Origin of the sequence: Nocardia sp. NPDC005746, assembly GCF_040630785.1 — a bacterium.
GTDB lineage: Bacteria > Actinomycetota > Actinomycetes > Mycobacteriales > Mycobacteriaceae > Nocardia.
Genome location: NZ_JBEXYE010000002.1, coordinates 547,893 through 568,535, shown reverse-complemented (window position 1 = coordinate 568,535; position 20,643 = coordinate 547,893). Strand labels below are relative to the sequence as shown.

General features: G+C 67.5%; 19 protein-coding genes and 2 pseudogenes. 6 read left to right on the top strand and 15 right to left on the bottom strand.

Going from position 1 to position 20,643, the window contains the following annotated elements; all coding sequences use genetic code 11:
- Positions 1 to 283: 283 nt before the first annotated feature.
- The 3 genes and pseudogenes from ABZ412_RS06495 to ABZ412_RS06485 form a co-directional block, all read right to left on the bottom strand.
- A pseudogene (locus tag ABZ412_RS06495) lies at positions 284 to 2,511 on the bottom strand (type I polyketide synthase); the annotation flags it as partial.
- 71 nt (positions 2,512 to 2,582) lie between these two features.
- Positions 2,583 to 3,092: pseudogene (locus ABZ412_RS06490) on the bottom strand (transposase family protein); the annotation flags it as partial.
- Positions 3,093 to 3,355: 263 nt separating this feature from the next.
- On the bottom strand, positions 3,356 to 3,763 hold the full coding sequence (locus ABZ412_RS06485) for a hypothetical protein (RefSeq protein ID WP_357277054.1): 408 nt from the start codon (positions 3,761 to 3,763) through the stop codon (positions 3,356 to 3,358).
- 251 nt (positions 3,764 to 4,014) lie between these two features.
- Here ABZ412_RS06485 and ABZ412_RS06480 point away from each other — a divergent pair, with 251 nt between their 5' ends.
- Positions 4,015 to 4,497, top strand: coding sequence for an adenosine-specific kinase (locus tag ABZ412_RS06480; RefSeq protein WP_357277052.1), 483 nt, complete (start codon positions 4,015 to 4,017; stop codon positions 4,495 to 4,497).
- 6 nt (positions 4,498 to 4,503) lie between these two features.
- Here the strand turns inward: ABZ412_RS06480 and ABZ412_RS06475 are convergent, their stop codons facing one another.
- The 4 genes from ABZ412_RS06475 to ABZ412_RS06460 all read right to left on the bottom strand — a co-directional run bounded on the left by ABZ412_RS06475 (position 4,504) and on the right by ABZ412_RS06460 (position 10,298).
- Entirely contained in the window at positions 4,504 to 5,514 is a 1,011-nt protein-coding gene (locus tag ABZ412_RS06475; protein WP_357277050.1) for a LysR substrate-binding domain-containing protein, read from the bottom strand.
- A 9-nt stretch (positions 5,515 to 5,523) separates the two neighbouring features.
- Positions 5,524 to 5,967, bottom strand: coding sequence for an OB-fold domain-containing protein (locus ABZ412_RS06470; protein WP_357277048.1), 444 nt, complete (start codon positions 5,965 to 5,967; stop codon positions 5,524 to 5,526).
- A 948-nt stretch (positions 5,968 to 6,915) separates the two neighbouring features.
- Entirely contained in the window at positions 6,916 to 9,192 is a 2,277-nt protein-coding gene (locus tag ABZ412_RS06465; RefSeq protein ID WP_357277046.1) for a LuxR C-terminal-related transcriptional regulator, read from the bottom strand.
- Between the two features lie 443 nt (positions 9,193 to 9,635).
- Complete coding sequence (locus ABZ412_RS06460; RefSeq protein WP_357277044.1) at positions 9,636 to 10,298, bottom strand: TetR/AcrR family transcriptional regulator; 663 nt, start codon at positions 10,296 to 10,298, stop codon at positions 9,636 to 9,638.
- Positions 10,299 to 10,563: 265 nt separating this feature from the next.
- On the opposite strand from ABZ412_RS06460, the gene ABZ412_RS06455 reads away from it, so the two are divergent.
- Positions 10,564 to 11,082 carry a hypothetical protein gene (locus tag ABZ412_RS06455; protein WP_357277042.1) on the top strand — a complete coding sequence of 173 codons (519 nt, stop codon included), beginning with the start codon at positions 10,564 to 10,566 and terminating at the stop codon, positions 11,080 to 11,082.
- Positions 11,083 to 11,235: 153 nt separating this feature from the next.
- Here ABZ412_RS06455 and ABZ412_RS06450 read toward each other — a convergent pair whose 3' ends face one another.
- From ABZ412_RS06450 to ABZ412_RS06440, 3 genes are all read right to left on the bottom strand, one after another.
- The gene (locus ABZ412_RS06450; protein WP_357277040.1) at positions 11,236 to 11,436 is read right to left on the bottom strand and encodes a three-helix bundle dimerization domain-containing protein; all 201 of its coding nucleotides are present in this window, start codon (positions 11,434 to 11,436) and stop codon (positions 11,236 to 11,238) included.
- Between the two features lie 274 nt (positions 11,437 to 11,710).
- Complete coding sequence (locus ABZ412_RS06445; protein WP_357277039.1) at positions 11,711 to 12,163, bottom strand: hypothetical protein; 453 nt, start codon at positions 12,161 to 12,163, stop codon at positions 11,711 to 11,713.
- A gap of 14 nt (positions 12,164 to 12,177) precedes the next feature.
- On the bottom strand, positions 12,178 to 12,822 hold the full coding sequence (locus ABZ412_RS06440; RefSeq protein WP_357277037.1) for a VOC family protein: 645 nt from the start codon (positions 12,820 to 12,822) through the stop codon (positions 12,178 to 12,180).
- 340 nt (positions 12,823 to 13,162) lie between these two features.
- Between ABZ412_RS06440 and ABZ412_RS06435 the strand changes: the two genes are divergently transcribed.
- Entirely contained in the window at positions 13,163 to 13,591 is a 429-nt protein-coding gene (locus ABZ412_RS06435) for a response regulator (protein ID WP_357277035.1), read from the top strand.
- A gap of 27 nt (positions 13,592 to 13,618) precedes the next feature.
- The gene (locus ABZ412_RS06430) at positions 13,619 to 14,143 is read left to right on the top strand and encodes a Gfo/Idh/MocA family oxidoreductase (protein ID WP_357277033.1); all 525 of its coding nucleotides are present in this window, start codon (positions 13,619 to 13,621) and stop codon (positions 14,141 to 14,143) included.
- Here the strand turns inward: ABZ412_RS06430 and ABZ412_RS06425 are convergent.
- From ABZ412_RS06425 to ABZ412_RS06405, 5 genes are all read right to left on the bottom strand, one after another.
- Positions 14,117 to 14,257 (bottom strand): hypothetical protein, encoded by a 141-nt coding sequence (locus ABZ412_RS06425; protein WP_357277031.1) that lies wholly within the window; start codon positions 14,255 to 14,257, stop codon positions 14,117 to 14,119. The two genes, ABZ412_RS06430 and ABZ412_RS06425, sit on opposite strands and share 27 nt — an antisense overlap.
- Complete coding sequence (locus ABZ412_RS06420; protein ID WP_357277029.1) at positions 14,254 to 14,577, bottom strand: hypothetical protein; 324 nt, start codon at positions 14,575 to 14,577, stop codon at positions 14,254 to 14,256. Before ABZ412_RS06420 ends, ABZ412_RS06425 begins: the two co-directional genes overlap by 4 nt.
- Entirely contained in the window at positions 14,574 to 14,972 is a 399-nt protein-coding gene (locus ABZ412_RS06415; RefSeq protein WP_357277027.1) for an OB-fold domain-containing protein, read from the bottom strand. The genes ABZ412_RS06420 and ABZ412_RS06415 overlap by 4 nt, the downstream gene beginning before the upstream one ends.
- A gap of 97 nt (positions 14,973 to 15,069) precedes the next feature.
- Entirely contained in the window at positions 15,070 to 18,198 is a 3,129-nt protein-coding gene (locus ABZ412_RS06410; RefSeq protein ID WP_357277025.1) for a LuxR C-terminal-related transcriptional regulator, read from the bottom strand.
- Positions 18,199 to 18,255: 57 nt separating this feature from the next.
- On the bottom strand, positions 18,256 to 19,263 hold the full coding sequence (locus ABZ412_RS06405) for an AraC family transcriptional regulator ligand-binding domain-containing protein (RefSeq protein WP_357277023.1): 1,008 nt from the start codon (positions 19,261 to 19,263) through the stop codon (positions 18,256 to 18,258).
- A gap of 218 nt (positions 19,264 to 19,481) precedes the next feature.
- Here ABZ412_RS06405 and ABZ412_RS06400 point away from each other — a divergent pair, with 218 nt between their 5' ends.
- Positions 19,482 to 20,090 carry a TetR/AcrR family transcriptional regulator gene (locus ABZ412_RS06400; protein ID WP_357277021.1) on the top strand — a complete coding sequence of 203 codons (609 nt, stop codon included), beginning with the start codon at positions 19,482 to 19,484 and terminating at the stop codon, positions 20,088 to 20,090.
- Positions 20,091 to 20,192: 102 nt separating this feature from the next.
- Positions 20,193 to 20,633, top strand: coding sequence for a nitroreductase family deazaflavin-dependent oxidoreductase (locus ABZ412_RS06395; RefSeq protein WP_357277019.1), 441 nt, complete (start codon positions 20,193 to 20,195; stop codon positions 20,631 to 20,633).
- Positions 20,634 to 20,643: the final 10 nt, after the last annotated feature.

Below are 20,643 nucleotides of genomic sequence, written 5' to 3'. Positions count from 1 at the left end.
CGTGGGATGAGGGACCCGTTCGCGCGGCTGATGAGTGGGGATGAAGGCTACGATGGCCCGTATTCGCTGATCGATCAGTTGCGGGGCGACGGTGGGGTGCGGGTCACGCGCGCAGGTTATGCCGCCTTCGACTACGAGCTGTGCCGGGAAATCCTGCGCGACACGGCGTCGCAACCATCGAGGTGTGAAGAACATCCATACGAGAGGACCGTCAACGGTGGCACCGCGGCTGACGAGTTCCCGCTCGTCCCCGCCAATGTCCTTGAGCCTGGAGTATTCCGCAGCGACCCGGGTCGATACCCGCGTCCTCGAGGGCCTCCCAGGAGGCCTCCAGCATGAGCCGCTGCTGCGGATCCATCGCCGCCGCCTCGCGGGGGCCGATGCCGAAGAAGGCGGCATCGAAATCACCGATGTCGTCGAGGAATCCACCGTCGCGCGTGTAGATGGTGCCCGCCGCGTCGGGGTCCGGGTCGAACAGCCGCTCGAGGTCCCAGCCTCGATCGGCCGGATAGCCGCCGATGGCGTCGACGCCGTCCGCGGTCAGCTGCCACAGCTGCTCGGGAGAGCGCACGCCGCCCGGGTACCGGCACGCCATCCGATTTCAACCTGTTGCGGAATTCCATCACCCCGAGCGAGTCGAACCCGATCGCGTTGAACGGCTTGTCCGGCTCCATCGCGTCGGCGCCGGCGTGCCCTAGGACGGCTGCGGCGTGCACGCCGATCACGCCGAGCAGGACGCGCTTCTGCTCCTCGGCCGAACGACCGAGCAGGCGAGTGACCAGCTGTCCCGAATCGGCGGCGACCTCCGCCGTCGCCGGTTCGGTGACCGGCCCGCGCCGCGTCGGCACTGTCGCCGAGGTGGCCGCCGGCCTGGACAGTGCTCGCATGATCGGGCGGACACCGGCCGGATCGCCCGCGCCGAGCGCGTGGCGGTCCATGCGGACCGCCACGGAGGTGGGCCGACCGGCGGTCGTCGCCGCGTCGAAGAGGTCCATGCCCTCGTCGGCATCCAGCGGTAGCAAGCCTTCTCGGCGCAGCCGCGCCAGATCGGCGTCGGTCAGATCGCCGGTCATCCCGCTGCTCTGCTGCCAGAGCCCCCAGGCGATGGAGGTCGCGGGGAGGCCCTCGGCGTGCCGCTGGTGCGCCAGTGCGTCGAGGAAGGTGTTGGCGGCGGCGTAGTTGGCCTGCCCCGCCGTGCCGAGCACCCCCCGCGATCGAGGAGTAGAGCACGAAGGCCGAGAGGTCCACACCCGCGGTGGCTTCGTGCAGATTCCACGCGGCGTCGACCTTGGGACGCAGGACCCGTGCGATCTGCTCGTTGGTCATGGTGGCGAGCAGGCCGTCGGCCAGCACACCTGCCGCGTGGACGACCATGGTCAGCGGGTGCCGTGCGGGGATCGTGGCGAGCAGCCGGTCGAGCGCCGCCCGATCGGCCGCGTCGCACGCGACGACGTCCACGTGCGCGCCGAGTGCGGTGAGTTCGGCGACCGCTTCCGCCGCACCGGGCGTCTCCATGCCGCGTCGGCTCGCGAGCACTGAGCCTGCGCGCACCGTGGTCGGTGATGAGGTGGCGTGCTGCCACCACCCCCAAACCGCCGGTGCCGCCGGTGATCAGCACGGTTCCGTCGGTGCGCGGCGGTGTCGGGACGGTCAGCACGTTCTTGCCGACACCCCTAGCCTGGCTGAGGTGGCGGAAGGCGTCAGGGGCGCGCCGCAGATCCCATGCGGTGATCGGATACGGCGTCAGCTCGCCGCGGTCGAACAGTGCCACGAGGGCTGCCAGAATCTCCCGCAGCCGCTCGGGTCCCGCCTCCATCAGCATGAAACTGGCGTAGCGGACGCCGGGGTGCGTCGCGCCGACCTCGACCGGGTCGCGACGGTCGATCATCCCCATCTCGACGAATCGGCCGCCTCGGGGGAGCAGGCGCAGGGAGGCGTCCACGAAGTCGCCTGCCAGCGAATCGAGCACGATGTCCACGCCCGCGCCGCCGGTGCGCTCCAGGAATCTCCGTTCGAAATCGAGGGTTCGGGAATCGGCGATATCCGGATCGTCGAAACCCATGTCGCGCAGTACGTTCCACTTGGGTTTGCTCGCCGTGGCCAGGACGCGCAGCCCCGGGTGCCGGGCGAGTTGCACCGCCGCCATGCCGACGCCGCCGGTCGCCGCGTGCAGCAGCAGCGTCTCACCGGACCGGGCCTCAGCGAGGTCGACCAGACCGTAGTAGGCGGTCGCGTACACGATCGGAACGGCGGCGGCCTGTGCGAACTACCAGCCCCGTGGCATCGGTGCGAGCAGTCGCCGGTCCACCACGACAGCCGAACCCATACCGGGGGTGAAACCGAAACGCGATCACCGACGGCGAATTCGGTGATGTCGGCCCCGACTTCCAGCACGATGCCCGCGCCCTCGCCGCCGATGCGGCCGAGCGGATCCGGGTAGGTGCCCAACGCCATGAGCACATCCCGGAAGTTCAGGCCCACCGCTTGCATACTCACCCGGACCTGGCCCGGATCGAGCGCGGTTGTCGCGCCCGCGGTTTCGTCGAGTCCGAAGAAGCTGGTGGTGACCACCTACACCAAACGCGGCAGTCGTTGCGGTTGCCCGGCAACGGTTTTCCGAGCGCGACGACGAGTTCGGTGTCGGCATCGATCACGACCTGATGGTTGGTCGAGTACCGGTAGTTCTTACTCTGGGCGGCGACCTTGTGATCCTGGGTCGGGACCAGGGTTCCGTCCACGATCAGCACCGCGCCACGCGGGAACCGGGCCCGAGGCCGCAGCGCCAACGCCGGTCCGAGGTCGTCGATCACCCGGGCCGCGGCCGACTTCGAGACCCCGAACACCGCCGCGAGTTGACGCATCGTCAGGTTCGTCCGCCAGTAGGTGGCCACCAGCAACACCCGGTCTTCGAAATACAACCCCCACGGTCGGCCCCGTAACGGCCGGTCGGCGCCCTCGCGCCGCAACCCGGTGATCAGGCGAGCGAACGTGCGTGGCCGCAGCCCAGAGAACAACTCCACCACCACCGGATCTGTCACCGAGATCACCACCGTGGGACGATACCCGTTGCCGCTCAACGACTTACGGGACATCCCTTAGAACAGGAATTGACAACCACCCTTTCGCCGTGGCACCTCGATTATGCCAGGGCACTTGTTGCCGGTCTGCATACCCTCGATGGCGTCCACGACAGCCTCGCCGTCGACGACCTCGCCGAACACCGCGTACCCGAAGCCGTCCTGGCCACCACCTGTGCGTCGTGTGTAGGACGCCGGACCCACGACGAATCATGTCCACTCGCAACAGGTGTGATCCCGACGTCCGCCACATCACAGGAGCGCCGGAAGTGCCGTCGCTACAGCCAGTACTTTTTCACCAGGGCGGCCAGCACGAATCCGATGAACATGCAGATGATGGACGTCCAGATCGCCACCTTGCCGAGCGGATGTCCCTTCTTCGCGGCCGTGAGACCGAGGAAGATTCCGGCCCAGCCGAATAGGCACGGCATCCCGAGTGACAGCACAGCGAAGGTCAGGGCCGTGATCGCCAGCCCCTTGCCCTCCGGTGGCGGGCTCGCGGGAATGTGGGCATAGGGCTGGTAGCGCGGTGCCGGTGGCGCAGGCCGCACCGGCTGCTCGGGATAGTCGAAGTGCGGGATGTATTCGCCACTGCCCTGGAGGTATTCAGGTGGCGGCGGGGGAATCGCGCCGGGCGCCTGCGGCTTCCAGTAGTCGTCATCGCCGGGTGGCGGTGGTGTGCCCATGACGTGATCCGTTCCGCTGTACGTGATTTCGAACATTACGTCGTGGACGGGCTTCGCGTCGGCGGGCCGGAGCCCACAGTTTCCGGGGCCGGGCTGAGCATCCCGTCGATCGATGAGGGCGGGCACATGGTTACCCGTCTACGCGATGACGGTGTGGATGTCGTGCACGCGCACGTGCGCGGCCTCGGGCCCGCCGCGCCGATAGCTCCCGGAGCTTGTTCCCCGGCGGCGTGACGAGGGACGATAGCTCCATGGAACTGACAGCGGTGCCCATCGACAACCCCGATGAGCTCAATGTCATCATCGGGCAGTCCCACTTCATCAAGACCGTCGAGGACCTCCACGAAGCCCTTGTCGGCACCGGTCCGCAACTCCGCTTCGGGCTGGCCTTCTGCGAAGCCTCCGGCCCCCGCCTGATCCGCTGGTCGGGGAACGACGACAGCCTGGTCGACCTCGCCACCAAGAACGCGACAGCCCTCGCCGCCGGCCACTCCTTCATCGTCTTCCTGCGCGACGGCTACCCCGTCAACGTGCTCAACGCGATCCGCCACGTCCCCGAGCTCTGCACCGTCTTCTGCGCCACCGCCAACCCCGTCGAGGTCCTCATCGCCGAAACCTCGCTCGGGCGCGGCATCATCGGCGTCGTCGACGGTGCGCCGCCGCTCGGGATCGAAACCGAGACCGACCGGGCTGATCGGCACCGACTGCTGCGCGCCATCGGCTACAAGCTCTGAGTCCAGCTACACCGCCGGTTGCGATGCCCGGTTGCGGCAACGGGGTGTCTGCAGCCGGGCGAGCATGTCCGGATTCGTGTCGCGGACGCGGCGCGCGACATCGACGAAGGACCGCACGAGGCGGTTGTCGTTGCCGGCGCGCCAGCTCACGGCAACCTCGTTCGGGGCCGCGCCGGTCACCGGTACCAGCCGCACGCCGGGAAACTTGATCCACGCCGCGCACGGCACGGTGATCGCGATGGCCGCCCCGGTCGCCACATGGTGCAGCTCCTCCAGGAGCGTCTTCGTGCGCGCGGCCACGCGTGCGGGTCGTCCACCGCGATAGGAGTTCAACTGCCAGTAGGCATTCCACACCGAGTCGGTGGCGGCGGAGGACAGGATGGGTTCGTCCAGCAGTTCCGCCACCGCGATTTCGGCACGGTTCGCCAAGCGATGGTTCGCCGGCAGCATCGCCATCAGCGGCTGGCGGAACAGGGGTTCGAATCGCAGCCCGTCATCCTCGAACGGCCGCCGCACGATCGCCACATCCACCTGTCGGTCCGCCAATCCGGCCGAGGGCGTCTCGTAGGTGAAGTAGTTCGACTCGAGGGTGATGTTCGGGTGGCGTTGCCGGAACGCGGCCAGGATCGGTGCGGTGAGCGTCAGCGCCGCTCCCTCGATGCAGCCGAGCACCAGGCGGTTGTGTTCGCCGCGGTGCACCGCCCGCGCCTGCTCGACGCCGAAGTCCAAGCGGTGCAGCGCGTCCCGCGCATGCTGGAGAAACGCCGCTCCGGCCGCGGTGAGCTCGACATGACGTGTGCTCCGGGCGAACAATGCGACGGCCACATGCTGCTCGAGCTGCTTGATCTGGGTGCTGAGCCCCTGCTGAGTCACCCCGAGGCGCTGTGAGGCCCGGGTGAAGTTCAATTCCTCCGCGACGACGATGAAATTCCGCAACTGGCGGGAATGAACGTCCATCAAGCGCGGCCCGACCGCAGGCTCGTCGTGGCGGGTGTGCGGCGGATGCTCGGATCGCATGGCGCGCGATCAGCCGGAAACGCGGGCGGGGGAGACGCTCCAGAACGCCGGATGCCGGGGATCGACATCGACGGTGAAGACCGGCAACCTGTCCGGCCGGGGACTCGGCTGGAAGTGCACACGCGTCGATGCGTTGGAGATCAGTGGAAGGTCTCCTTCGATGGCGGTGTGGATCCATGGGCCCTCATCGAGTTCCACGATGGCGGTCGCCAAGGGAGCCGTCTCGCCGCTCGGACCGCTCGCGCGGTACATCATCCGCCACGACACGATCGAACCGGCGCCCGACGCCGGCACCGACTCGAGATCATCGGCCGCGCAGACGGAACAGGCCGTGGTCAGCGGGGCGAAGATCTTGTCGCATGCCGTGCAACGCCGGATCATCAATGTGTCTACGGTGGCGCAGGCGCTGTCGTCGGTGCCATCCTGCGGGAGCCGGGCTTTCGATGGGATCATGGAAACCTCTGCGGAACGGTGCTGGTGGACTCGTTCGAGCATGGTCGTCGGCGACGGATCCCGCGACGGTGGAATTACGTGGGGGCATACCTGTTTCTGTTCGGACGGGGGCCTACCCGGCAAGCACGGTGGCCGTGGGCCCGGGTTCGAAGCTGCGGGATGATGCCGCTCACGAGCGCCGGAATCGCCACGGATGAGCCGGACATCGTTGCGACCGAATTGACAAGCTGGTCTTGTGGACAATCCATTGACAGCGGTTTCTCTTCGCAGCGCGGTTGCACTAGCATGATTCATGCGTCGCGGCGAGGGGAATCGAGTCCCCCTCATTTGCGGCGGTTCGAGAAAACCAATATGCGGCCGCCGTTCTCGGCGGACTTCCAGACGTGCGAGCCCGCTTCCACCTCCAGGCTCGCACCGCCTCACCGAGCGCAGTGAGGCAGATGTCGGCATCGCTGGTGAATTCCCGTGAAGGGGCGGGAATGCCAGCGGTGCCGACCTCCCTCCTCCCGGTCCGGCTAGTCGCCCCACAGCCGGGAGCAAGGGAGACAAGGCATCTCGGGGGTCACGAGCTCGTCGACCGTGACCGCGACCGCGCCGGCGGCACTCAGCTCGAAGGCCACTTCGCCGATTTGATCGGCATGGCCCCGATAGTCCAGGACCAGTGGCCCCAATTCCAGGCGAAGGTGGAGAATTCGACTCGGCGCACTCATCGGCCCGCTTCCGGTTTCGAATCTTTTGCTGGCGGAGGACTGACAGTGGCGGGTGGCCGAATTCAATCCGTTCACGGCGGCGTGGAAGAATCGATCGCCGCCCGATGGTGTGCGCGAAGCCGAAATTGACCGGCTGATTTCGAAACCCTACTTCCTGTCCGGGTATTCGAGAAATCAATTCTCTTTGCGGATTATCAATCGCTGTCTGTCAATTGCCCGCTCCCGGCGCGGAGAGCCCCTACTCGGCCGTGTCCGCGGGCTGGGCCGAGGCCCAGACGGCGATCTGCGCGCGCGAAGTGAAGCCCAGTTTGGTGAGTATGTGCTGGATATGCCCCTGCACGGTGCGCGGCGAGACGACCAGGCGATCGGCGATCGCCTTGCTGGTCAGTCCTTCGGCGACGAGGTCGGCGATCTGGCGTTCCCGCGCGGTGAGAGTGTCCGGCGAACGATCGGCTGGGGAGGCGCCCGGGGAAGGCTCCCCGAGTGCGAAAGCGACCGCGCTCTCGAGACTCATCGACGCGCCGTGCTGGAGGGCGGCATCGAACCCGTTGTCACCGAGAGTCCGGCGGCCGCTCTGCTCGCATTCGTGACGGAAGGGCATCAGCAGAATGGTGGGGCTGCCGGCGAGTCGCCCCAGGGCGTCCGCCGCGCCCAGCAGGACAGCCGCACGACGGGCCTCGAGCTCCTCGGCGGCGATCCAGGCCAGCGCCGCCAGGCAGCCCGTGACGACGAGCGGATCAGCAACCTTGTGGGCCAACCGAATCGCCTCCGCGAGCGAGCGTCTGGCCCGCTCGGTCTCACCGCCGCGCCAGGCCGCGAATCCCGCCGTCCACAGCACATAGGATCGGTAGATCGTCTCGCCCGCGGCTTCGGTGAGGCGGAGTGCCTCCTCCAGAACGCCGAGGGCTCGTGAGGTCTCGCCCAGCAGTGAATAGCACCAACCGAGCGAGACCCGAGCATCCAACTGCCGGGCGACCGCACCGCAGCTCTCGTAGGTGTGCAGCGCATGCTCCAGATCGGCGACCAACCGGTGCGGATCACCCCCGCCCCCGGTGAGCGCGTAGTTCGCCCGTGTGTGCGCGAGCAGCGCGGGAACCGTCGGGTCGTCGGTCTGTTCGGCCAGCTTCGCTAGTTCCTCGACCTGGTCGGTGGCGGTCCGCAGGTCACCTTGTAGGGCCGCCATCAAGCTGGCGGCGAAAAGCGCTGCGGCCCGTTCCGTCGACGGGCCCGAGGACGGGCGCGCGAGAATCCGCTCGTGCCACCGGCGACCCTCGCCGATCCGGCCCCGCAACATCCAGAACACATACAGGTCGGTCACCATCCGCAGGCCACTGTCCTCGGACTCGGTGAGGCTGAACTCCAGTGCGTTCACCAGGTTCGCCTGCTCCCGCTCCAGCCGTTCGACCCAGTACATCTGGCGCGGCCCGATCCAGTTGGCGCTCCAGTCGTGCACCAATTGCTCACACCATTCCCGATGCCGCAGACGCAGCAGCTCGGACTCCCCGGACTCGTCGGCCTTCTGCGCGCCGAATTCACGGACCGTCTCGAGCATGTGGAACCGCACCGAGCCGGATTCCTCCTTGCGGATGAGGAGCGATTTCTCCATCAGGCCCGACAGCGTGTCGTGCAAATCCGGCTCGGCCGCGCCGGCGGAACACACGTGCAGGGCCGCGTCGAGTTCGAACCCGCCGGTGAACACCGAGAGCCGACGCCATAGCCTCCGCTCGTCCGGTGTGCACAGGTCATAGCTCCAGTCCATGCAGGTGTGCATCGTCTGCTGCCGTCTGGGCGCACTACGATTGCCCCGGGTCAGGAAGGCGAACCGGTCGTCCAGCCGATTCAGTATCTGTTCCACGGACATCGTCCTGATGCGCGCCGCGGCCAGTTCGATCGCCAGCGGCAGGCCGTCCAGCTGTGCGCAGACCCGGGCGATGGACAGCCTGTTGTCGTCGTTCACCTCGAACCCGGGCACCGCCGCGGCTGCTCGCTCCGCGAAGAGGGCGATCGCGTCATTGCGGGTGACGGTCCGCAAGGACGGGTTGGTGGCCGGATCTGGTACATCCAACGGCGACAGCGGATATGCCGCCTCGCCCTCGATATCGAGGGTCTCCCGACTGGTGGCGAGAATCCGAACGTCCGGGCAGGCTCGCAGGATCGATTCGACCAGCCCCGCGACGGCTTCGACCAGGTGTTCGCAATTGTCCACGATCAGCAGCAGGTCCTGAGTGGCCAGTAACTGGATCAGCGCGTCGGGCGCCGACCCGCCGCCGTGGTCGGACAGGCCGAAGGCGGCGGCCACGACGTCCGGCAGCGACTCACCGTCACGCAGGTCGCCCAACTCGATCAGCCATGCCCCATTCGCGAAATTCCTCCGCATGCTGTGCGCGACCCGCAAGGCGAGGCGTGACTTGCCTACGCCCCCGATCCCGGTCAGCGTCACCAGGCGCGAGCCGGCCAGCAGGTTCTTGACTTCGGACTGTGGTGTCCTGCGGCCGACGAAGCTGGTCAGCTCCAAGGGCAGATTTCCCGCTCCCGACCGGAAGTCGTCGCTGCGGAACTGCGTGATCCGTTGTGCCGCAGTATCTTCCGAGGTGGATTCGATGCCGACTTCGCCCCGGCTTCCGTGTGGGCCGTCGTCAGGCATCTGTCGCTCGCAACCGGGGCACATGGTCAGACTATCGTCGGCATCCCCGGTGATGGCCGCCGACCGGGCTGTCCAGGATCGCCGCGAAATCAGAACCACTCCCGCCCGCCAGATGTCATATGCCGTAAGACAGCCGAACTCGAAGGTCAGATGTCTCGGACGAAGGCTGAGGCTACAAGAGGCGTCCTGAGATCCGCGCAACCGCCTGATGGTCGGCGTGCCGATTCGCGCTCGCCCTTCGCGGTGCGGTGCAGAGGGACGCGGGGTGGCATCGCCGCCTCCCCGTCCCCAGCGCTGAGTGCGGCCGCTCTCTCTTATGCGGTGATAATCCTGATCACCGTTGCGACGAGATCGCCGTCGGGATCACGCAGACGCGGTAGCGACGCCCTGTTCTGCAATAGCGATCCCAGGGTGAGATCCACCAGTTCGGCACCGACCTGTTCGGCGGAATTGCGCCCGCCCGGCTCGAACCACGTCCATGCCCATTGCGCGGCGCCGAAGATGAGCAAGCTCCGGATGCTGGTGTCGACGGGCTGGAAGTCGCCGGACGCGATGCCCGCCTCGAGCACGCCGCGCAGGATTCCGATGTAATACCTGCGCAGCTTGCGCCCCTCGGAGTCCTCTTCTTCCTGGCCGAACCGGGCGACCTCGCGCTGGAATGCGACGGTCCGGTTCCGGTCGTGTATCTGATACAGCATGGCCGCGTGCAACAATCCGGCCAGCTGCTCGGGGGGTGTCGAGAAGGTCGACACGATTCGTTCCGCCTCGTCGACACGGCGCCGCATATAGGAAACATGCAGCGCTTCCAGAAGCCGCGCCTTGGTGCCGTAGTGATGCACGATCAAGCCCTGGGAGATACCGAGCTCGCGGGCTACATCGCTGAAACTCGTTCCGTCGTAGCCTTTTTCAGCGACATGGCGCGTGAAGGTATCGAGAATCGCGCCCGACTTGCCGGGTCCCGCCGCACGTCCATTCATCGATCCCGCCCCTCTTCGTCCGTATTCTCCGACGCCCCTGAGAACCGATCGACCGCGCGAACTGTCGTTGACTGAGTGCGCAGTCAGTATTAGCATAATGCCCCGAGTCGCAGCGGCGCGTTCTCTATCATCAACCATTCATCTCGAAAAGTTGACCTACCGCCCATGTATCAGCACGCTTATCTCACCGAAACCGTCGATGAGCGACGAGCCCTCGAATGCATCGCATGACCGGCTCGTTCGATAGCCTCACGGGCGGGCGCGCATGAATGCGGGCGTAGCGGCATACGAGGATCCGGCGACGGATTCCGAATCGCTGTTGTCGCCGGAGCAACTCTTGGCCGCGATCGCCGGGCGGCTCGCCGAACCGTTCCCACTGGTCACGTGGGCGAGAGAACTCGGCGATCTGCACGCCGCGTTGATCGCCGCGGTGCTGAATCCGCGGCGGAACGCGCCGGAGGCCACCGAGGCGGCTCTGTGTGCCGATATCGCGAAGGTCATCGACAAGATCAATTCTTGGGCCGCGTCCGCGGTACGCCACAGCCGTTGCGCCCGTCGCCACACCCACACCTTCGGCGAGGTGATCAGTCACGTGGCCAAGACCTACGCCGAAGCGTGGTGGACGGTGCTGCACAGTGACTGCGAAGACCTTCGACACTCGGCCTGGGTACACCTCGGCGAAGTTCGCGACGGCTACGCCCACCTCATCAGCGATATCCGCGCGGAGCGCGTCCAACTTCCACTCGGCTGGCGAGGCATCCGGCAGACGCAGCCGGCGGGCTGAGGGCCGACGCGACCGGTCCGCCGGGGCGGCCACGAAACCCGATGTGCGCGTGGCGATCAAGCAGGCCGGCGTTCGTATCGGCCTGCGGCCCGAGGGTATCGCCCGCGGGATCGCCTGCGCCATCGATCGGCCCGACACCGTCGACGGCATCGATCACTGTGCGGCGGTGGTCAACCTGCGGGCGGCCATCCGCTCGACGAGCAGCGGGATGAAGTCGCGGACGGGACGTCCGTCGAAGCTGCGGTGGGCGTCGTGGACGATATCGGCGACCGTCCCGGCGCCGACGGCCGGAAACTTGGTGGTGAGTCGACGAACGAGTTCCTTGATCTGCTGATCTTCATCATTCGCTGCCATACTTCATGGTCGCGCGTCGTGGTCGAGTGCCGTTCCGGAACCGCGATGAAATCCACATGGCTGTTTGCTCTCTATCTGGTCACGGTGCGCAATTCATGGTGACGGTACGTAATTCACGTCGAGAGCTGATCCCGGGCTTGCCGAGGATCTTCCTCCGTCGGACCACGACGAGCGGTGGTCTGTGCGGCCATTCCGCTCGCCAGGCCACCGCCGTCGCGTCACAGTGCTGCTATTCGGCTGTGCCCGAGAGGAATTCGTCGAGATCGGGCCTCATCTACGTGCTGGTCCCGGTTCGAGCCTCGATCGCGGTCACGGAGTTCTTGAACGCCTTGGTCAGCACGCCCCTGCCGACGGTGGCGAGCACCGCGCCGAGGAACCAGCCGCGCGCATTCTTGCCCTCGCGTACCACGACGTAGTCGATATCGGTGGTGCCGTCGGGGCGCGGGGTCAGATCGTAGGTGTGCCCGGAGTGGTGACCCCACGCGTTGGAATCGGTGGTGGTCAATACGACGTGGTCCGGGTTGGTCCAGTCGTATTCGAGCCGCTCCCAGATTCCGGTGGATCCTTCGGTGACGTCCGCGTGATGAGCATCCTGAGCGTGCACCGCGAGGTACGACCCGGCGCTGTTGCCGAACAGTTCCGAACGGTCCGGGCCGAAGTCGGTGAGGGCCGCGACGAACTGTTCGGGCGTCACATGTGCGTTCGCGTGCATATGGATGGTGGTCATGGGTCTGTTCTCCTTTACTCGGGTAGCTGATCGCCGTGGGCTTCGGCGACCATGTAGGCCGCGTACCACGTGGGCCACTCGGTGTCGTACCGCCCGCCGTTGCGGGCCTCGTGCTCGCCGTGGGCGGTCGCCGCGCGCACGAGCGCGTCGACCAGGTCGCTCGTGGTGGCGTAGGACGTCTCGGTGGTTTCGACGCGGCCCGGGATCCGGGCGGTGACCTCTTGCAGCAGGAAGGTGTTGCCGTCGGGGTCCCGGAAGGTCGCGAACGATCCGTAGCTCGCGCGCTCGTCGGCGGCTCCCGCCACGCGTCCGTCGCCCGACAGGGGCTGGAACTGGGCTCCGGGCGCGCCGGGGTGGAAGACCTCGCTGATGTCGGCGCCCTGGGCCGCGAGCGCGTCGCGTGCCTGCTGGACATCGGACACCACCAGGTAGATGCCTTCCGCCGAGCCCGCCTTCGCGGTGGTGATGCTGGTGCCGAATTGGATCGACGTCGGCGAGCCCGGGGGCGTGAACTGCACGACCCGGAAGCCGTTGTCGAATTCGAAGTCGGCGTCGAGACGCCAGCCCACACCGTCGTAGAACTTCTTCGACCGGTCCACGTCGGCGACCGGGATGACGACCGCCTCGAGCTTCAGTGCGGGAACCCCTGTGGTTGTCATGGCCTGTTCCTCGTTTCCTGTAGCAGCGGTGTTGCTCGCATGTTCCAGAGTGCGCTTCGGCAGGCGTCGTCGAACCAGTGGATGTCCCCGGTCGGCTCCCGGGCGTCGTTCTTCACGCCGCGTCGATGAACTCCAAGTGGCTGTTTGATCGCGATATGGTCACGGTGGCGACCGGCTCGCGTCCGCCAGATCACGGGAACGTGACGATCGTGATGAATCGGACGGTCTAGAGCACGCAGCTATTGCTGAAAAGTTGCTGTTCGGCTTAGCGTCGAGTTCCGTCCGGACAGTGGGGCGGGTCACACCCGGTAGGGGATTCCGGTCAGCAAGGGATAGGTCCATGAACCTCCATCAACTCTCCACAACGCGAGCCAGCCGTCCGCCGATCGATGTGCGGGATGAGATGCGGCCGGCGGCCCGGGTGCTGATCGTCGAGCAACATCCCGCGACCGCCGAGATGACTCTGCTGGTCCTGGCCGCGGCCGGGTTCGACGCCGTGCACACGTCGACGGCCGCACAGGCGCTCACCGCCGTCGCCGGCTGGAAGCCGGATCTGGTGCTGACTGATCTGATGTTGCCGGACCTTTCCGGACCCGAGTTCTGCCTGCGGCTGCGGGCGACCTCGTCGGTGCCGATCCTGATCGTGACCACCGAAACCGATCCCGACCTCGTGGGCCTCGCGATCAGCGCGGGCGCGTCAGGGTATCTGCCCAAGCCGTTCCGGACCGGCGAACTGCTCGATCGAATCCACGCCGGTCTCGGGTTCTGACCGGGCGTATCGTCCGCCCGCCGAGCGGTGTGCCGTGATGCCCGGTATTCTCGCCGCTACCGGCTGGACCTCGCGGGCGGGGCCACCATGGACGCGGGCTGCTACGCGATCCACAGCATGCGACTGTTCGATCCCGACCGCCCGGAGGTGACGGCCGCGCGGGCCCTGCTGCGTGGTCCAGGCGTGGATCGGGCCATGACCGCCGACTTCCGTTTCCCGTCCGGTATGGTGGGCCGGATCAACGCGTCGAGGTGGTCGCGTTCGCTGTTGCGGATCGGGCTGCGGGTCGAGGGTGAGCGCGGAACCATGAAGGTCCTCAATCACGTACTGCCGCAGGCCTTCCACCGAGTGACGGTCACCGTCGACGGTGTCACCCGCCGCGAGCGGATCCCGGGTGAACCCACCTACGTCCGCCAGCTGCGCGCCTTCGCGAGCGCGGTATCAGGCGCCGACACCAATCTCACACCGCCCGAGGACTCCGTCGTCACCATGGAACTGATCGACGATGTCTACCGAGCCGCCGGCTTACACCCGCGCGGCACCGGCGGATGAGCAGCGGCGTCGGGTACCCCACCGGTAGTAGGTCGCTTCGGCGATCTGAAGGATCCGATACCCGAGGATGAACAGCATCGCCACCGGCGTCAGCGGCGCGGAGACGAGGCTCATGGGCGGATCTCCTGTACCGCGGCCTCGGCTCGAGCCTCGAGGATCGCGAGCAGGACCTTGCGGCACACGGACGTGCCCGACAGGTGTCCGGGGAGCGTCAGCACGGTGCAGGCTCGGGCCCGCCGGCATTCGTGGACGAGGTCGACGAACACCGGGGGCAGGGTCGCGCCCTGCGGTCCCGGCTCGTGGAACACCGTGCCGAGCGCGTACCCGAGTGATCGCGCGGCGGCTCGCAGCAGCTTGTCGCTGAAACTCGGGTCGCGGTTGCTCAACAGATCGTCGCGCACGTAGCCGTAGGCGAGCGGCAGCAGAGCGGTCATCGAAGCAACTGGGTCGGGCGGTCGGCGACGGTGACGACCGGAAATCCGTCCTCGCGGCGACTCTGCTGGAAGCGCACCCGGACCGGCCCGATGGAGACCAGCGGAACGTCACCTTCGAGAGAGGTATAAACCCACGGGCCCTCGTCGAGCTCGACGATGGCGATGGTCAACGGCGTCGACATCCCATGCGGATCACCCGAGCGGTGCACCCTCCGCGACGACACGATCGAACCGGACCCCGACGAGGGCACCCACTCGAGATCATCGGACGCGCACGCCGAACAGGCGCCGATCATCGGCCCGAACAGCTTGTCGCAGGCCGCGCATCGCCGGATCGCGAACATGTCTTCGTCGTCGCTGACACCCGCTGTGTGCTGGGCAATCGGTAGGGACATGGAACCGAACCTCCGTGGACCGGTGCTGGTGGATTTCGGTTTTCAGCATCGTCGGTCCGGACGGCTCGCACGACGGTGGAATGGCCACTGGGTATACCTATTTTTGGGTCGCGTCCACGATCCACGCCGCGATCTGGGCGCGAGAGTTGAACCCGAGCTTGGCCAGAATGTGCTCGACGTGCGCGTCCACGGTGCGCTGTGCGATCACCAGCTGGGCCGCGATCTGCTTGTTGGTGAGCCCCTCGGCGACGAGGCCCGCCACCTGGCGTTCCCGTTTGGTCAGAGTCGTCGCGCCGGCGCGTGGCGTATCGTCGGGGCGCTCTTCGTTCAGGGCGTAGGCGACCGCCGCGTTGACGCGCATCGCGCGCCCGCGTCGCCATATCGTGTCGAAGCGCGCGGTGCCGAGCGCACCACGCACCACCCGCTCGCACTCGAGGTGGGCTTCGACCATCTGGGGGAAGTAGATCGCCACGCCGGGGGCGGTCCGCATCATGTTCGCCGCCGCGCCCATCAGCACGGCAGCTCGCTGATCGTCGGCGCCGGCGGCGATCCAGGCCAGCACTTCGAGATCGAGCGCCGCGACGAGCAGGCTGCGCACGCGCCGGTTGAGCCGCAGCGATTCCCGCAGCAGCTCCTGTGCGCGGGAGCGCTCACCCTGGCGGTAGGCCGCGATCGCGGTCATTCCCAGGGCGGTCGACCGGAACAGCGACTCGCCGCACTCCTCGGTGATGGAGAGGATCCGCTGATGGCACTCGGCGGCGCGCGCGGCGTCGCCCTGCTGCGCGTACGCCACACCGAGCAACAGCAGTGCGGAGACGTGCAGGCATCCGCGCGGGTCGGAGCTCAGCACCTCGATGGCTCGATTGATACACGACACCGCGCGCGGGGGCTCGTCGCGATAGAGCGCCAGATCTCCCTCCGCGTAGGCGATCAAGGCTTGATTCAGGGGTGTGGGATCGCGCTCGGCGAGCACCCGCCCGTGCTCGAGCAGGGCGGCCGCCGTCTCGAGGTCCCATTGCCGTGTGGCCATGAATATGCTGGCGTGCAGCGCCCGGACCTGGTCGGTCGTCGAATGTGCGCACGGATGGGCCAGGGCGCGCTCGAGCCAGCGGCGGCCTTCACCGAACAGGCCGCGGAAGCTCCAGAACGTGAGGGACGCGGCGCTGATGCGCAGCCCCGCTTCGGCCGACTGCTCGGTCGGGTCGGACATGCAGAATTCGAGCGCCGCACGGATGTTGCCCTGCTCGCGGTCGAGCCGGGCCATCCAGTCGCATTGCCGGTCGCTGATCCAGTCGTCCTCGGCGTCGAGCACCAGCTGTCGGTACCAGTCGCGGTGCCGGCGCCGGAATTCCTCGTCCGCACCGGCCTCCCGCAGCTTGTCCTGCCCGTATTCCCGGACGGTGTCGAGCATCCGGAAGCGGACCGCGCCCTCCGGTTCCTCCCTGATCACCACCGATTTGTCCACCAGTGAGGACAGCACGTCTAGCAGCTCCGCCGCCTCGGCCTCGGCGCCGCATACCGACTCGACGGCTTCGAGTTCGAAACCACCGGTGAACACCGACAAACGGGCCCACAGCCGCTGCTCGGCCGGGGTGCACAGCTCATAGCTCCAGTCGATGCACCACCGCAGGGCCTGCTGCCGTGTCGGCGCGGTGCGGTGGCCCCGGGTGAGCAGGGCGAACCGGTCGGTGAGCCGTTGCAGAATCTGGTCCGGCGACATCGTGCGCATTCGAGCCGCCGCGAGTTCGATCGCCAGGGGCAGACCGTCCAATCGGGCGCAGATCCCGGCCACCGCGGCCTTGTTCTCCTCGGTCACCTCGAAGCCGGGCACGACCGTGCCCGCGCGGTCGGCGAACAGTGTCACGGCGTCGTACTTGCGTAGCTGTCGCAGCGTCGGTTCGCGGTCGGCGGCGGGGACGCTCAACGGCAGTAGTCGCTGCACCGCTTCGCCGCCGATGTCCAGCGGTTCGCGGCTGGTGACCAGCATCCGCAAGTCCGGGCACGCCGACAACAATGTCTCGGCCAGGTTGGCCATCGGCTTGGCGACCTGCTCGCAGTTGTCGACGACCAGCAGGGTCTCCCGGGATCGCAGATACTCGACGAGCGTGTCGTGGACCGGCCGGACCGAATCGGCCCGCACACCCAGAGCGGCCGCGACGATGGGAGCCACCAGCGATGGGTCGCGCACATCGGCCAGGTCGATCGCCCAGACCCCGTCGGCGAAATCGCGTTGAGCGGCCGAGGCCGCCCGCAGCGCCAGCCGGGTCTTGCCGACGCCGCCCATCCCGGCCAGTGTCACCAGCCTCGACACGGTGAGCTGGTGCTTGAGTGCGGTCAACTCGGCGCGCCTGTTGATGAAGCTGGTCAACTCGGGCAGCAGAGTGCGGTGGTGTCGTGTGGTTCGCGCCGCGGCACCGCGTTGCTGTATCTGCCGGATGGTCGCGCCGAGCTCCGCCGCGGAGGGCCGTTGTTCGGGATCCCGGTGCATCGCCGCGTCCACCACGGTGCACACCTCGGCGGGGAAGCCGCGATCGCGCAGGTCCGGTGCCTGCGGCTCCGAGGCCGCATGCCCGGTCAGCGCCCAGAACAAGGTGGCGCCGAGCCCGTGGATATCGGCGGCGAGAGCCGGAGCGCGTCCCTCGGCGGAAGTCTCGGAGCCGCCGGGAACGGGCGCGATTCCGAAGTCGGTCAGGGCGGGCTCACCGTATTCGGGGAACAGAATAGTGCCGGGCCGCACATCGCCGTGCACGATGCCGAGTCGGTGCGCGCTTTCGAGTGCCCGGGCGATTCCGGCTCCGAGCTTCAGCACGTCATCGACCGGAAGCGGACCCCGCTGCCGGATCCGCGCGTCCAGCGAGTCCACGGGGTGATACGGCTGGGCGAGATAAGGCCGCCCGCCGCTGATGACACCGGCCGCCAGCACGGTGACGAGATTGGGGTGCCCGGTCAGCCGGCCCAGAGCCTGCTGCTCCGACACGAACCGCGCCTGGCTCTCCTCGTCCAGGTCCCCGGTCATGACCTTCACCGTGACAGTGCGATCCAATCCCGCTTGCCGGCAGCGGTAGACCACACCGAAATCGCCGCGACCGATCTCTTCGGCGTTCTCGAAGCCGAGCTCACGCAATTCCTCCGCTACCGTCATGCTCACGTCGCGGGCGGTGCGGTTCGTAGCGTCGTCGATCATCGGCCGCGCAATCTTCACGGTATGGCTGCGAACACGGGCCATGATCGACTCACCTTTCGACGCTGTTCAGCCTATCGCCGATGACAGGCAGACATGCAGCTATTCGGTGGAGGATGGGCGGCGGTGCGTACTGTTGGCGACCGCCCAGCGCAGCGCGGCCCGGCGCATGGAGGATTCGTCGGCGTACCCGAGGAGTTGTGCCTGTTTGCCGCGGCTCAGCGGTCCGGTCGCCTGCGCCGCGCCGAGGCGGGCCGAGCGCGCCCGGTCCAGCTCACGTCGCCATGTCGTCCCGGCTTCGGCGAGCCGGCGTTGGAGGGTGCGCGGGCTGGTGGTGAGTCGCCGTGCGACCCGTTCCAAGGACGCGTCTCCCTCGTCGAGGGCGGCGGCGGCCGCCACGGCGACCCGTTCGGGCCACGCGGAGATCAGCGGCGGGGGCGGTGGGAGCGCGTCCGCCAGGGGTTGCAGGACGGCGGCGAGGACCGGGTCGGCGGTGGTGAGCGGCAGGGCCAGGTCGGACGGGCGGAAGGTCATCGCGTCGGTGTCCGCGCCGAATTCGATTGTGGCGTCGCCGAATACATCCTTGTAAGCATCGAGCCGCCGAGGTGCGTTGCGGCGCACGGTGACTCGCACCGGGTCCAAGGGGGCGTCGACGACGCGGCGGGCCCGGGTCAGCACGGCGGCCAAACCCCACAGCTGGGTGTGGTCACGGGTCGCGTCGGCCCCGTCGACCATGTCCAGGCGCAGCGTCGGTCCGCGATCGTCGTCGACGAGGTCGAAATTGTGATTGGTGGTGACGGCGCTGACATAGGGACCGCAGGTCGCCAATCCGGCGCCCAACGTCGGTGCGCTGGTGAACAAATAGTCGTAGAGCCCCGTTGCCCGGAGCTGGTACCGGCTCGCGACACGCAACGCCACGTCCGGATCGTCGAGCATCCTCGCCCCGGTCTCCCACAGTCGCCAGAAGGTTTCGCTGGGAACGTGGACGCCACCGCCGGCCAATGTCCACTCCGGCACACCGGATTCCTGGATCAGCCGCGTGCGGTCCAGTCCCATGGAGGTCAGCTGGGAGAGCACAAACTGGTGCAGCAGAGTCAGATCAGTGCGCAATGCCCCTCCTACGCATCGTCGTCCCCCGGTCGATGGGTGGATCGTAGACGCGGCGGCGATCCGGAACCAGCACCGGGTGGGGCCGCGAACCGGGCGCGACGGTCGGCGGCCACACCCCGCTATCGGTGGCGGGCGGGGCCGCGTTAGGGCGGTCTTCCAGCGGAAGATCGGCCGGTGGGCGGTCCGGCGTGGCGTCGCCGCTTGATAGATTCGATCGCGTGACGTCGTCGACCACTCAGCCGTATCATCACGGCGACCTGCCCTCGGCGCTGTTGCGCGCGGCGGTCGAACTGCTGGAGGAGAACGGCGCCGCCGACCTGTCCTTGCGTGCCGTGGCCCGACGTGCCGGTGTGTCGACCGCGGCGCCCTACCGCCATTTCGCGGACCGCGAAGCCCTGCTGTCCGCGGTCGCCGCCGTCGGATACCGCGATCTGACAAGCCGTTTGGCCGCCGTCCATCCCGCGCCGGTCACCCCCGAGGATCTGGCCCTGATCGCCATCGCGTACGTGCGGTTCGCCTTGGACCGGCCGGGGTTGTTCCGGGTGATGTTCGCCGATCCGTGTGATCCGACGAGTCCGGAGCGGGTGGCGGCCACCGAGGCGATCCACGAGTACGTCGAGAACATTGTGCGGCAGGCGTTTCCGGCGTCGGATCCGGAGGCCATGGCCACCGCGGTGTGGGCGCTGGTCCACGGCTTGGCGTTCCTGCACCTGGACGGCAAGTTCGAGGCGGTCTCCGACGCGGCTGTCGCCGAACGTGTTCGCGCCGCGGTCTTCGCGGTGCTCGGCGCGTCGAGCCAGGTCGCGAACACGCCTCGCGCCGACTGACGTACCCACGCGGTCGGGGTCGCCGACCGGCGACAATGAATGTTGACGCTGCTCACACCTTTGGTAATGTTAGCGCCGCTAACTCGATACAAGGGGTGCGCTATGAACAAGAACACGGTGGCAGACCGCGGAGCCAAGCTGATGAACTTCGCACACCGGATCGTCCTCGCCGTCAGCGGAAACAAGCTGCTGGCCAATCCGTTCGGAATGCCGGTGGTCGAATTGCACACGATCGGAAGGAAATCGGGGCAACCGCGGTCGTGCTATCTGACGGCCCCGATGCACGATCCGAACCGAATCGTCCTGGTCGCCTCGAAAGGCGGTGACGACCGAAACCCCGACTGGTACCGCAACCTGCAAGCCAGCCCCGACGCCGAGGTCGTGATCTACGGGCGACGGCGAAAAGTGCGCGTGCACACCGCCGGCGCTGAGGAGCGGGCGGTCCTCTGGCCGCAGATCACCTCGGCGTACCAGGGCTATGCGAGCTATCAGAAGCGGACCGCCCGCGAGATTCCGGTAGTGGTCTGCGAGTTCCGGGACTGAGACGGGTGGG

What these genes read in the sequence shown, in the direction of transcription:
- ABZ412_RS06480 (WP_357277052.1), top strand. Translation starts at nt 4,015, where the DNA reads ATGGAACTGACAGCGGTGCCCATCGACAACCCCGATGAGCTCAATGTC.
- ABZ412_RS06440 (WP_357277037.1), bottom strand. Translation starts at nt 12,822, where the DNA reads ATGACAACCACAGGGGTTCCCGCACTGAAGCTCGAGGCGGTCGTCATC.
- ABZ412_RS06450 (WP_357277040.1), bottom strand. Translation starts at nt 11,436, where the DNA reads ATGGCAGCGAATGATGAAGATCAGCAGATCAAGGAACTCGTTCGTCGA.
- ABZ412_RS06415 (WP_357277027.1), bottom strand. Translation starts at nt 14,972, where the DNA reads ATGTCCCTACCGATTGCCCAGCACACAGCGGGTGTCAGCGACGACGAA.
- ABZ412_RS06470 (WP_357277048.1), bottom strand. Translation starts at nt 5,967, where the DNA reads ATGATCCCATCGAAAGCCCGGCTCCCGCAGGATGGCACCGACGACAGC.
- ABZ412_RS06395 (WP_357277019.1), top strand. Translation starts at nt 20,193, where the DNA reads ATGAACAAGAACACGGTGGCAGACCGCGGAGCCAAGCTGATGAACTTC.
- ABZ412_RS06445 (WP_357277039.1), bottom strand. Translation starts at nt 12,163, where the DNA reads ATGACCACCATCCATATGCACGCGAACGCACATGTGACGCCCGAACAG.
- ABZ412_RS06420 (WP_357277029.1), bottom strand. Translation starts at nt 14,577, where the DNA reads ATGACCGCTCTGCTGCCGCTCGCCTACGGCTACGTGCGCGACGATCTG.
- ABZ412_RS06475 (WP_357277050.1), bottom strand. Translation starts at nt 5,514, where the DNA reads ATGCGATCCGAGCATCCGCCGCACACCCGCCACGACGAGCCTGCGGTC.
- ABZ412_RS06410 (WP_357277025.1), bottom strand. Translation starts at nt 18,198, where the DNA reads ATGGCCCGTGTTCGCAGCCATACCGTGAAGATTGCGCGGCCGATGATC.
- ABZ412_RS06455 (WP_357277042.1), top strand. Translation starts at nt 10,564, where the DNA reads ATGAATGCGGGCGTAGCGGCATACGAGGATCCGGCGACGGATTCCGAA.
- ABZ412_RS06425 (WP_357277031.1), bottom strand. Translation starts at nt 14,257, where the DNA reads ATGAGCCTCGTCTCCGCGCCGCTGACGCCGGTGGCGATGCTGTTCATC.
- ABZ412_RS06460 (WP_357277044.1), bottom strand. Translation starts at nt 10,298, where the DNA reads ATGAATGGACGTGCGGCGGGACCCGGCAAGTCGGGCGCGATTCTCGAT.
- ABZ412_RS06485 (WP_357277054.1), bottom strand. Translation starts at nt 3,763, where the DNA reads ATGGGCACACCACCGCCACCCGGCGATGACGACTACTGGAAGCCGCAG.
- ABZ412_RS06435 (WP_357277035.1), top strand. Translation starts at nt 13,163, where the DNA reads ATGAACCTCCATCAACTCTCCACAACGCGAGCCAGCCGTCCGCCGATC.